The organism is Aeromonas dhakensis, assembly GCF_002285935.1.
GTDB lineage: Bacteria > Pseudomonadota > Gammaproteobacteria > Enterobacterales > Aeromonadaceae > Aeromonas > Aeromonas dhakensis.
Genome location: NZ_CP023141.1, coordinates 426,249 through 437,500, shown reverse-complemented (window position 1 = coordinate 437,500; position 11,252 = coordinate 426,249). Strand labels below are relative to the sequence as shown.

Here is an 11,252-nt window from a genome sequence, read left to right as displayed (position 1 = left end):
CGGACAGTGCCTGGTGGGTAGTTTGACTGGGGCGGTCTCCTCCCAAAGAGTAACGGAGGAGCACGAAGGTTGGCTAATCCTGGTCGGACATCAGGAGGTTAGTGCAATGGCATAAGCCAGCTTAACTGCGAGACGGACAGGTCGAGCAGGTACGAAAGTAGGTCATAGTGATCCGGTGGTTCTGAATGGAAGGGCCATCGCTCAACGGATAAAAGGTACTCCGGGGATAACAGGCTGATACCGCCCAAGAGTTCATATCGACGGCGGTGTTTGGCACCTCGATGTCGGCTCATCACATCCTGGGGCTGAAGTCGGTCCCAAGGGTATGGCTGTTCGCCATTTAAAGTGGTACGCGAGCTGGGTTCAGAACGTCGTGAGACAGTTCGGTCCCTATCTGCCGTGGGCGTTGGATGATTGAAGGGAGTTGCTCCTAGTACGAGAGGACCGGAGTGAACGAACCTCTGGTGTTCGGGTTGTCACGCCAGTGGCACTGCCCGGTAGCTAAGTTCGGAATCGATAACCGCTGAAAGCATCTAAGCGGGAAGCGAGCCCTGAGATGAGTCATCCCTGACCCCTTGAGGGTCCTAAAGGGCCGTTGGAGACCACAACGTTGATAGGTGGGGTGTGTAAGCGCGGCGACGTGTTGAGCTAACCCATACTAATTACCCGTGAGGCTTAACCATACAACACCCAAGAAGTGTTCGAAGGCTTGTAGCAGATACCGAGAACGAATAACTAAATCAGCTTTTTCAGATTGAAGATTTTGCCTGGCGGCAATAGCGCAGTGGAACCACCTGACCCCATGCCGAACTCAGAAGTGAAACGCTGTAGCGCCGATGGTAGTGTGGCATTCGCCATGCGAGAGTAGGACACTGCCAGGCACCCAATTAAACGGTGATGTGAAAGCACATGGCCGGCTGCGAGGATGACACCTCAGAAGAAGCGGCAAAAGATTTAGCGAAAGCTAACCGAATGCGGAGCGGTAGTTCAGTCGGTTAGAATACCGGCCTGTCACGCCGGGGGTCGCGGGTTCGAGTCCCGTCCGCTCCGCCACTACTTAAGAAGCCCAGTCGAAAGACTGGGCTTTTTTTCGTTTCCGACACCGTCCTCATTTCCCCCGAATTGCCTCTTTTTCCTCACGCGACTCAGTAAAACACGCAGAGCCAGACGGTGGTCATGTCGGGATGGGTCCACTCGACCCTGTGCTTCTGGCGGGCAGGGATATTGATGTGATCTCCCGGCCCCAGCTGGACCAGCTGCTGTTGCTGAGTTTGCGGATCGATGAACAGCAGGCTGGCTTCACCCTGCACCACCAGGATCCACTCATGTTCGTCCTGATCGTACCATTCGCCGGGGGCCGTCTGATGGCCGTGGGAGAGAATGCGCTCGATCCTCAGGTGATTGGTACTGACCAGATCCTGAAAGAGTTCGGTAGGGAGTGGCGAGGGGATATCGTTCAGCAAATTGCGGGTGTGCATGGGTATCTCCCGTCTGGCAGCGTGAATGGTTACCTGCAGTATAGGTGGGTCGTTCACTCTCGCAGGGGAAGAGGGGCAGCCTGAACCCGTCATATCTGTGCCCGAACGAGAACGTTCCCTGTCATTTTGATGAAAAAATCAGGGAAATCGCTGCAATCCGGATAAATTCTTGCTATTTTGCGCGCCATTCACGCAAACGATTTCCTTCACACTTTCAGGATTAGTTATGGCAAAGCAAGATATGGCCGCCCAATCAGGGAACGGCGGCTTTCTGGACTCTTATTTTTCCATTTCTGCGCGCGGCAGCAGCGTGCGTCAGGAGCTGGTCGCAGGGCTGACCACCTTCCTGGCTATGGTCTACAGCATCATAGTGGTGCCGAACATGTTGGGTGCTGCTGGCTTTGAGCAGGGGCCGGTGTTTGTGGCGACCTGTTTGATCGCCGCTTTCGGCTCCCTGCTGATGGGGCTGTGGGCCAAGCTGCCGATGGCCATCGGTTGCGCCATCTCCCTCACCGCCTTTACCGCCTTCAGCCTGGTGCTGGGGCAGGGGCTGAGCATTCCGGTGGCGCTGGGCGCCATCTTCCTGATGGGGGTTCTGTTCACCCTGATCAGTGTCACCGGCGTGCGCCAGTGGATCCTGGACAACCTCCCCTCCGGCATCGCCCACGGCACCGGCATCGGTATCGGTCTGTTCCTGCTGCTGATCGCCACCAACGGCGTTGGCATGGTTATCAAGAACGAAGGGGCCGGTCTGCCGGTTCAGCTGGGTGAAGTGACCGCCTTCCCGGTCATCATGACGGTGTTGGGTCTGGCCGCCATCTTTGGTCTGGAACGTCGCAAGGTGCCGGGCGGCATCCTGATGGTGATCATCGCCATCTCCATCCTCGGCCTCATCTTCGACCCGAAAGTGACCTGGCAGGGCTTTTTCGCCATGCCGAGCCTGACTGGCGAGAAGGGCTCTCTGGTTGGCAGCATGGATCTGTTGGGTGCCCTCAATCCGGTGGTGATCCCCACTGTGTTGGCGCTGGTGATGACAGCGGTGTTTGATGCCACCGGCACCATCCGTGCCGTGGCTGGTCAGGCGGGCCTCATCAACGAGCGTGGCCATATCATCAGTGGCGGCAAGGCATTGACTGCCGACTCCGTCAGCAGCATGGTGGCAGGCGTCGTCGGTGGTGCACCGGCTGCCGTTTACATCGAATCCGCAGCAGGCACTGCCGCCGGTGGCAAGACGGGTCTGACCGCTACCCTGGTCGGCGTGCTGTTCCTGCTGATGATCTTCCTCTCGCCGCTGAGCTATCTGGTACCGGCTTACGCCACCGCGCCTGCGCTGATGTACGTGGGCCTGCTGATGCTGGGCAACGTCACCAAGCTGGACTTCAACGACTCGGTCGATGCGCTCTCCGGCATGCTGTGCGCCGTCTTCATCGTGCTCACCTGCAACATAGTCACCGGCATCATGCTGGGCTTCGTGGCCCTGGTGATCGGTCGCCTGTTTGCGGCCGAGTGGAAGAAGCTCAACATCGGCACCGTCATCATCGCCGTGGTGCTGGTCGTTTTCTATGCCGGTGGCTGGGCCATCTAACCCGTCCGGTTATTGCGGTTGTAGCGAAGGGCCCCTGCAGGGCCCTTTTTTGTTGGCTGTGAGACGGCTAACAGTTTTGCTCTTATTTGCTCTGCACTGTTTCAGATTGAAACGCCAACCTCTCTTCTGCTGTTTCAAATCCGAACCAAACAGCCCGTCATTTTTATCCTCTTTTCTGCCGTTAGACTGGTTCCATCAACCATTTGCCCACCCGAGTGGTGGCAAGCCAAGGAGTGAGCCATGAAGAAACTGATCAATGCCGTCGATGCCGTGGTCCGTGAACAGCTGATGGGGATGGCCGCCGCCCACCCCGAGCTCAAGGTGCGTATCGAGCCCCACTTCATCACCCGTGCCGATGCTCCCGTGATGGGCAAGGTGGCGCTGGTTTCCGGCGGTGGCAGCGGCCACGAGCCGATGCACGGTGGCCTGGTGGGCAAGGGGATGCTGGATGGTGCCTGCCCCGGCGAGATTTTCACCTCGCCGACTCCGGATCAGATGTATGAGTGCGGTCAGGCGGTTGACGGCGGTGTTGGCGTGCTGTTTCTGGTGAAGAACTACACCGGCGACGTGCTCAACTTCGAGACTGCGGTCGAACTGCTGCACGGTGACGGGGTCAAGGTGGGGTTCACCCTCATCGATGACGACGTGGCGGTGAAAGACAGTCTCTATACCGCCGGTCGCCGTGGCGTTGCCACGACCGTGCTGTGCGAGAAACTGGTCGGTGCCGCCGCCGAGGCGGGCTATGATCTGGCGCGCTGCGAGGCGCTGGCTCGCCGCGTCAACAACCAGAGCCGCACCATAGGGGTAGCCATGCATGCCTGTACAGTTCCTGCTGCCGGCAAACCCTCCTTCACCCTGGCGGACAACGAGGTGGAGTTCGGCGTCGGCATCCACGGCGAGCCGGGCATCGAGCGCCGCCCCTTCACCGACCTCAATGCCCTGGTGGACGACATGTTCAAGGAGCTGGTCGACAACAGCCCCTATGGCCGCACCCTGCGTCACTGGGACAGAGCCTCCGGCAGCTGGCAGGAGGAGCACACCTTTATCGAGCCGTTCAACAAGGGGGACCGGGTCATCGCGCTGGTCAACAGCCTGGGCGGTACCCCCATCTCCGAGCTCTACGGCGTCTATGGCCGTCTTGCCGCCCTGTGCGAAGAGGCAGGCATCCATCTGGTGCGCAACCTGATCGGCCCCTACTGCACCTCCCTCGACATGACCGGCATCTCCATCACCCTGCTCAAGGTGGATGACGAACTGATGACCCTGTGGGATGCCCCCGTTCACACCCCCGCCCTGCGCCGCGGCTGCTGAGGAATATTCATGTTAAGCAAGCATCAAATCGTCAACTGGCTGCTCGACTGCGAGCACATCTTCACCGAGCAGCGTGACTACCTCACGGCGCTGGATACCGACATCGGCGACGGCGACCACGGCCTCAACATGCAACGCGGTTTCGCCAAGGTGGCCGAGAAGCTGCCGGCGGTGGCGGACAAAGACATCGGCCAGGTGCTGAAAACCACCGGCATGACGCTGCTCTCCTCGGTCGGCGGCGCCAGCGGCCCACTCTACGGCACCTTCTTCATCCGGGCCGCGGCCAGCAGCGACGCCTGCCAGAGCCTGACCCTCGGTCAGCTCGGCAAGATGCTGAGCGACGGAGTGGAGGGGATCGTCTCGCGCGGCCGCGCCGAGCCGGGTGACAAGACCATGTGCGACGCCTGGTGGCCGGCCCTGGCGGCCCTGCAGCAGGCGGAGCAACAAGGCTTGCCGCTGCCCGAGGCGCTGGACAGGGCGGTGGCGGCCGCTGCCGCCGGCACCGAGGCCACCATCCAGATGCAGGCTCGCAAGGGGCGCGCCAGCTATCTTGGCGAGCGCAGCATCGGCCATCAGGATGCCGGGGCCACTTCGACCCTGCTGCTGCTGACCGCCCTGCGTGACAGAGCGAGGTTGTAGACATGATCGGAATCGTAGTGGTCTCTCACAGCGCCATGCTGGCAGCCGGCTTGAAAGCGCTGGCCGATCAGCTGGGCAGCCCGGCGAAACTGTTGCTGGCGGCCGGGGTCGATGACCCCGATCACCCCATCGGCACCGACGCCATCGCCGTGATGAGTGCGATTGAAGAAGCGGACGATGGCAGCGGCGTGCTGGTGCTGATGGATCTTGGCAGCGCCTTGCTCAGCGCCGAGACCGCCCTCGAGTTGCTGCCCCCCGAGTTGAGTGCCCGGGTGCGACTCTGCCCCGCCCCGCTGGTCGAAGGCACCCTGGCCGCCGTGGTGGCGGCCGGATCCGGTCTGACCCTGGACGAGGTCGCCGCCGAGGCGCTCGGCGCGCTGGGCCCGAAACAGGCGATGCTGCCAGCCAGCGCGGCGCAGGCCGCCACCGAGACGGCCCCCGTTGCCGACGACGGCTGGCTGCGCTGCGAGGTGGTGGTGGATAACCCTCACGGCCTGCATGTGCGCCCCGCCGCCCGACTGGTGGCCGCCCTCAAGCCCTTTGCCGCTGAGCTCAAGCTGCAAAAGGGGGACAAAGAGGCCAACCCCCGCAGTCTGACCCGGCTCACCATGCTCGACGTGCGCCAGGGGGACACGCTCACCCTGCTGGCACGCGGGGAGGATGCCGAGGCCGCCTTGGCCTGCTTCCAGCAACTGGCAGCGGAGCGCTTCGGCGACTGACCTGCCTGCTTCAAGGCGCTGTGCTCGCTCGCCGAGCCTGCGCAGCGCCATTGTCATGCAAGTAAAAGACGAAGGAGTCCCCGGCACTGCCGCCCCTTCGCCTCCTTTAGTTTCAAAAGAAGTCTTACGAAATAAAGAGAGAGGGATAAAATATGGACCGCATCATCATCAGCCCCAGCAAATACGTGCAAGGCAACGGGGCCCTCGCCAACATAGGCAACTACGTCAAGGCACTCGGCGCCAAGCCGCTGATCCTGGCCGACGCCTTCGTCACCAAGCTGGTTGGCGATACCGTGGCCACCAGCTTCCACGGGGCAGGCATCCAGCCCGAGTTCGACTGCTTCAACGGCGAATGCTCCCGCCCCGAGATCGACCGCCTGCTGGCCCGCTGCAAGCAGACGCCGTTTGACGTCATCATTGGCATCGGCGGCGGCAAGACGCTGGATACCGCCAAGTCGGTCGCCTTCTACCAGCAGGTGCCGGTGGTCATAGTACCCACCATCGCCTCCACCGATGCCCCCACCAGCGCGCTGGCGGTCATCTACACCCCACAGGGGCAGTTCAGCGAATACCTGATGATCCCGACCAACCCCAACATGGTCATCATGGATACCGGCGTGGTCGCCCGCGCCCCGGTGCGGCTCTTGGTCTCCGGCATGGGGGATGCGCTCTCCACCTACTTCGAGGCGCGCGCCAACAAGGTGTCCGGTTGCCAGACCATGGCCGGTGGTGCCTCCACCCTGGCTGCGCAGGCCATCGCCGAGCTCTGCTACAAGACCCTGCTGGCCGATGGCTACAAGGCCAAGCTGGCGGTGGAGCAGGGGCTCTGCACCAAGGCGGTGGAGAACATCATCGAGGCCAACACCTATCTGAGCGGCATCGGCTTCGAGAGCAGCGGGCTGGCCGCCGCCCACGCCGTTCACAACGGCCTGACCCAGCTGGCCGAGTGTCACCACCTCTATCATGGTGAGAAGGTGGCGTTCGGTACCCTGGTGCAGCTGGTGCTGGAGAACGCCCCCATGGCGGAGATCGAGACGGTGCTGGGTTTCTGCCGCTCCATCGGCCTGCCGACCAATCTGCATATGATGGGGGTCAAGGAGCTGGACATGGCGCGCCTGATGGAGGTGGCCAAGGCGTCCACTGCGGAAGGGGAGACCATCCACAACATGCCGTTCAAGGTCACCGCCGAGGACGTGCTGGCGGCCATCGTCACCGCCCACCAGCTGGGGTTGTAACCGCGCCACGGCTGACCTTGCCATATAAAAACGGCCCCGCATCTGCGGGGCCTTTTCGTTTTCAGCGGGCCTGTTGGCGACAGCTCGGCTCGCCGTCAGCCGTGATAGTCGGCGGGATCGATCTCGAGCAGTTTCAGCCGTCGCCAGAGGGTGGTGCGACCGATCCCCAGTTGTTGGGCCATCTGGCTCACCTGCCCCTTGCAGGCGTGGGCGCAGCGCAGGATGGCTTGTCGCTCCAGCTCCGCCAGGGTGAGCAGTGGTTGTCCCACCACCTCGTCCGCCACCAGTTGATGGCCGTGACGAATGGCGGCCGGCAGCGCCTCCGGCGGGATCGGCCCCTGACCGGCGTGAAGCAACGCATGCTCGATGGCGCTGCGCAGCTCCCCCAGATTGCCGGGCCAGGGGTAGGCGAGCAGGCAATCGAGGGCCGCCGGACTGAACTGGCGCACCGGCTCGCGCCCCTGCGCAGCCAGCTGCTGGCTGATGAGGCCGGGCAGATCGGCGCTGCGCTCGCACAGGCCTGGCAGCCACAGCTCGCACGCCTGCAGGGCATAGAGCAGCTGGCGGCCGAAGTGCCCCTCCTGCACCTTCTGTTCCAGCGGGGCGCTACTGGTGGCGATGATCCGCACCTTGAGCGGCAGGATACGGGCCGAGTCGAAGCGCTGGAGGCGACCTGTCTTGAGCAGTTGCAGCAGCGCCGCCTGCATGGGGGCGGAGAGGCACTCCACCTGCTCCAGCACTAGCGTGCCGCCGTGGGCCAGCTCGAACTTGCCGGCCCGCTCTTGTCCCGCTTCGTCGGAGCCCATCAGCTCCAGCGCCATCCGCTCGTTCGGCAGGGCCTGACAGTTGAGGGTGACGAGCGGCCCGGCGGCCCGTTCGCTGCCGAAGTGGATCGCCTCCGCCAGCTGGGCCTTGCCCACCTCCTCCTCGCCGCGCAGCAGGATGGGGCCCTGGCTTTGGGCTGCCTGCCGGGCGTAACGCAGCAGCTTGCGCATGGCGCTCGATTCGCCCACCAGCGCCGACAGCTCGGGTACTGTCTGGCGCAGCTGACTGATGGCCCGCAGCCGATCGACCGGGTGCAGCAGGGCGATAAAACTGACCCCGTCCGGCCCGGGTAGCGGCTTGAGGCTCACCAGCGCATTGATGAACTCCCCCTCCTGAGCGCCGAGCTTCTCCAGCGTCACCTCCACATGGCTGAGCGGGGTCTGCCCCTTGATGGCTAGCTGCAGCCGCTGGGGCAGCAGCAGGTGCTGCTCCAGCGGCTGGCCGAGGCAGAGCGCCGGATCGAGCCGCAGCCGATTGGCCGCCAGAGCGTTGAGGTAGCGCAGCCGGCCCTGCGGATCCCAGGCCAGTACGCCGTCATCCATGCCATCCAGCAGGGCGTAGAGCTCGCTCAGGTGGTGCTGGGACTCCTGCATCAGGGTCTCCATCTGCAGCAGGTGGGCCAGCTCGCGCCCGGCGCTGACGGTGAGCGCCAGATCGCCGGCGCTCGCCTCTTCCACCTTGCAGGTCAGCGCCATGATGGCGACCTGACGGCCGTTGCTGTTGTAGACCGGGCTGGCGCAGCAGTGCCAGGGGTGGAGGGTCTGGTTGAAGTGCTGGGGGCCGCTGACGCAGAGCGGCATCCCTTCCAGCGCCGCCAGGTTGATGGCATTGGTGCCGATGCGCCCCTCGCTGAAGAAGGCACCGGGGCCAAACCCCAGCGTCGCCAGCTCACGCAGGGTGTCGGGGTGACCGGTCTGGGCCAGCAGGCAGCCGCTCTCGTCGGTGAGCAGCAGGGCGCAGGGGCGCCCCTCCATGAATTCGTAGAGATCTTCGAGGGCCATCTCGCCGGTGGTGAGCAGGTCGCGCTTGCGCTGGCGCAGACTCTGCAAGGTCTGCCCCTTGGCGCTGTGGGGCGGATGCCAGAGGGTGGCGCTGGTCTGGTGAGCGCAGCGCAGCCAGGAGGCCTGCAGATAGTCAGGCCAGTCCCGGGCTGGCGGCATGGAGGCGGACAGGATGGTCACGACAAGATCCGGCAAAGAGACGAACGCCCATTTAACCACCCTTGCGGGCCCGATTCAGTGACCTGCCTCAGAGGGATGGCAAACTATCCTCGGCGGGAGCGGGGTCGGCAAACTGCAACGCAAGCCAGCGACAGAAGGCGCGGCACTCCGGCATGGTCTCGCTCTCCTGATGTACCAGCAGATGCCACTGCGGCCCCTTGACCCTGTGGGTGGAGAGTGGCAACAGCTGCCCCTGCTGACGGGCGGGACGGGAGAGCCGCTCGCTCACCAGGGCGATGCCGAGCCCCTGACAGGCTGCGTCCAGCAAGAGGCCGGGATCGGAGAAGTTGAGCCCCCGGGTCTGCAGGTACAGATCCTCTCCACCCTTGAGGGTCCAGTGGTGCCAGTCCAGCTCACGCTCCCCGTGCAATGTGGTGCGCTCTGCCGCCGGCAACGCCAGCACGGCGGGGGCAGCCACCGGCAGCAGGCGGTCTGTCAGCAGCAACTGGTGACGACACTCGGCCTGGGGAGCCAGATCCCAGCGCAGGGCGAGATCGATGGTCTGCTCGGCCATGTCGGGCTCTTCGTCGCTGGTGAACAGCCAGAGATCGACCTCGGGATGGGCGCGATGAAACGCCCCCAGCCGCGGGAGCAGCCAGTGGCGGGCGAGGGTTGTGCTGGTGTTGAGCACCAGCTGGTTGGGTTTGCGGTACTGCTCCAGCCGCTGGATCCCCATCGCCAGCTGCAACAGCACGCTCTGGGTGGTCTCCAGCAGATCCTGCCCCGCATCGGTGAGGGTGACCGAGCGCCCCTGCCGGTGAAACAGCGGCTGGCCCAGCAGCTCCTCCAGCGAGCGGATCTGCTGGCTGATGGCGGACTGGGTCAGGTGCAGCTCCTGCGCCGCCTGATGAAAACTGCCGAGTCTGGCCGCCGCCTCAAAGCCCCGCAGCACGTTGAGCGGGGGCCACTGTTTGAACACCATTGATTAGCTCCACTTATCACTTTTACGGAAAATCGATCGTTTGTTCGCCATCCATGCGACAGATAGTCTATTACTCAACGCAATTTGATTAACAGCGCTTGTCATTTTGGCCACTCATCGACGGTCAAGAGCGCAATCATCCAAGGAGTTTTTCATGTCATCCCGACGCAACGTCTTGAAACAGCTGGCCGCCATCGGCGCGCTGGCCGGACTCGGCAACCTGCCGGGCAAGGTCAATGCAGCCAGCAACAACGCAGGTGAAGATACTGCCACCAGCGGCGAGCCGTTCCATATGCCCGATGAGGCCGCCCCCCAGACCCGGGTCTGGGTCGCCTTTGCCGCCAGCGCGGATATCTGGGGCCGCGATTACCAAAAGGTGCAGGCGACCATAGGCCGGCTGGTGCAGGCCATGGTGCCCTATACCCAGGTGAACGTGCTCTGCCGCGAAGCCGAACAGGCGCTGGCCCGCCAGCTCTGCGGCGAGCAGAACACCCGCTTTGTCGTCGCCGAGCTGGACGACATCTGGCTGCGGGATACCGGCGGCGTCTTCGTCCAGAACGGCGAAGGGGAGCTGGGGCTGGTGGATTTCAACTTCAACGGCTGGGGTGACAAGCAGGAGCACGAACAGGATGCCGGCGTCGCCGAGCTGGTCAGCCAGCAGGCCAGCGCCCGTTATCTGCAGAGCAAGCTGGCCGGCGAGGGGGGCGGCATCGAGGTGGATGGCAACGGCACCGCCATCATGACCGAGAGCTGCTGGCTCAACAACAACCGCAATCCGGGGGTGAGCAAGGCGCAACTGGAGGCGGAGCTGAAGGCCAATCTGGGGCTGCGCAAAATCATCTGGCTGCCCGGCATCAAGGGCAAGGACATCACAGATGCCCACGTCGATTTCTACGCCCGCTTCGTGCGCCCCGGGGTGGTGGTGGTCAATCTGGACAACGACCCGCAGTCCCACGACTACGAGGTGACCCGCCGGCACCTGGCCATCCTCAAACAGGCCACCGATGCCGACGGCAACAAGCTGGAGCTGCATGTACTGCCGCCACCGCTGGACGGGCGGGACAACCGCTTTAGCCGCAGCCGCGACTTTGCCGCCGGCTATATCAACTATCTGCCGATCAATGGCGCCGTCATTGCCCCCGAGTTTGGCGACAAGGCGGCCGACCGCTACTGCCACGAGCTGTTGGCCCGTCTCTACCCCGGCCGTGACATCGTGCAGATCAATATCGATCCGGTGGCCGCCGGTGGCGGTGGCATTCACTGCATCACCCTCCATCAGCCAGCCTGATACTCCCTTGCCATGAGCTGACGGGGCGCT

Annotated in this window: 9 protein-coding genes, 1 tRNA gene and 2 rRNA genes (1 of these 12 only partly in view); 9 read left to right on the top strand and 3 right to left on the bottom strand. The window is 63.5% G+C overall.

The features are described from left to right. The 3 genes from CK627_RS02315 to CK627_RS02305 form a co-directional block, all read left to right on the top strand. Positions 1 to 683: ribosomal RNA gene (locus CK627_RS02315) — 23S ribosomal RNA — on the top strand; it begins 2,205 nt to the left of the window's first position. Positions 684 to 766: 83 nt separating this feature from the next. Continuing rightward, positions 767 to 881 (top strand): 5S ribosomal RNA (gene rrf / locus CK627_RS02310). 95 nt (positions 882 to 976) lie between these two features. Continuing rightward, positions 977 to 1,053 (top strand) — tRNA-Asp (locus CK627_RS02305). 92 nt (positions 1,054 to 1,145) lie between these two features. Here CK627_RS02305 and CK627_RS02300 read toward each other — a convergent pair. Further along, positions 1,146 to 1,478: a cupin domain-containing protein gene (locus tag CK627_RS02300; protein ID WP_005306245.1), complete on the bottom strand. Its 333-nt coding sequence runs from the start codon at positions 1,476 to 1,478 to the stop codon at positions 1,146 to 1,148. A gap of 226 nt (positions 1,479 to 1,704) precedes the next feature. Between CK627_RS02300 and CK627_RS02295 the strand changes: the two genes are divergently transcribed. The 5 genes from CK627_RS02295 to CK627_RS02275 all read left to right on the top strand — a co-directional run bounded on the left by CK627_RS02295 (position 1,705) and on the right by CK627_RS02275 (position 6,967). Then, a complete protein-coding gene (locus CK627_RS02295) occupies positions 1,705 to 3,063 on the top strand; it encodes an NCS2 family permease (RefSeq protein WP_167385244.1) in 1,359 nt (452 codons plus the stop codon). Positions 3,064 to 3,303: 240 nt separating this feature from the next. After that, positions 3,304 to 4,374, top strand: a complete 1,071-nt coding sequence (gene dhaK / locus CK627_RS02290; RefSeq protein WP_095591594.1) for a dihydroxyacetone kinase subunit DhaK — start codon at positions 3,304 to 3,306, stop codon at positions 4,372 to 4,374. Between the two features lie 9 nt (positions 4,375 to 4,383). Continuing rightward, entirely contained in the window at positions 4,384 to 5,013 is a 630-nt protein-coding gene (dhaL, locus tag CK627_RS02285) for a dihydroxyacetone kinase subunit DhaL (RefSeq protein ID WP_017765520.1), read from the top strand. A gap of 2 nt (positions 5,014 to 5,015) precedes the next feature. Further along, on the top strand, positions 5,016 to 5,732 hold the full coding sequence (gene dhaM / locus CK627_RS02280; protein ID WP_095591593.1) for a dihydroxyacetone kinase phosphoryl donor subunit DhaM: 717 nt from the start codon (positions 5,016 to 5,018) through the stop codon (positions 5,730 to 5,732). A gap of 152 nt (positions 5,733 to 5,884) precedes the next feature. Next, positions 5,885 to 6,967, top strand: coding sequence for a glycerol dehydrogenase (locus CK627_RS02275; protein WP_095591592.1), 1,083 nt, complete (start codon positions 5,885 to 5,887; stop codon positions 6,965 to 6,967). 95 nt (positions 6,968 to 7,062) lie between these two features. Here the strand turns inward: CK627_RS02275 and dhaR are convergent, their stop codons facing one another. Together dhaR and CK627_RS02265 are read right to left on the bottom strand one after the other, a co-directional pair. Beyond that, positions 7,063 to 8,973, bottom strand: coding sequence for a dihydroxyacetone kinase operon transcriptional regulator DhaR (dhaR, locus tag CK627_RS02270; RefSeq protein WP_174704168.1), 1,911 nt, complete (start codon positions 8,971 to 8,973; stop codon positions 7,063 to 7,065). A 67-nt stretch (positions 8,974 to 9,040) separates the two neighbouring features. Continuing rightward, positions 9,041 to 9,934 carry a LysR family transcriptional regulator gene (locus CK627_RS02265; protein WP_095591591.1) on the bottom strand — a complete coding sequence of 298 codons (894 nt, stop codon included), beginning with the start codon at positions 9,932 to 9,934 and terminating at the stop codon, positions 9,041 to 9,043. A 154-nt stretch (positions 9,935 to 10,088) separates the two neighbouring features. On the opposite strand from CK627_RS02265, the gene CK627_RS02260 reads away from it, so the two are divergent. Next, a complete protein-coding gene (locus CK627_RS02260) occupies positions 10,089 to 11,222 on the top strand; it encodes an agmatine deiminase family protein (RefSeq protein ID WP_095591590.1) in 1,134 nt (377 codons plus the stop codon). The last annotated feature ends 30 nt before the right edge of the window (positions 11,223 to 11,252 follow it).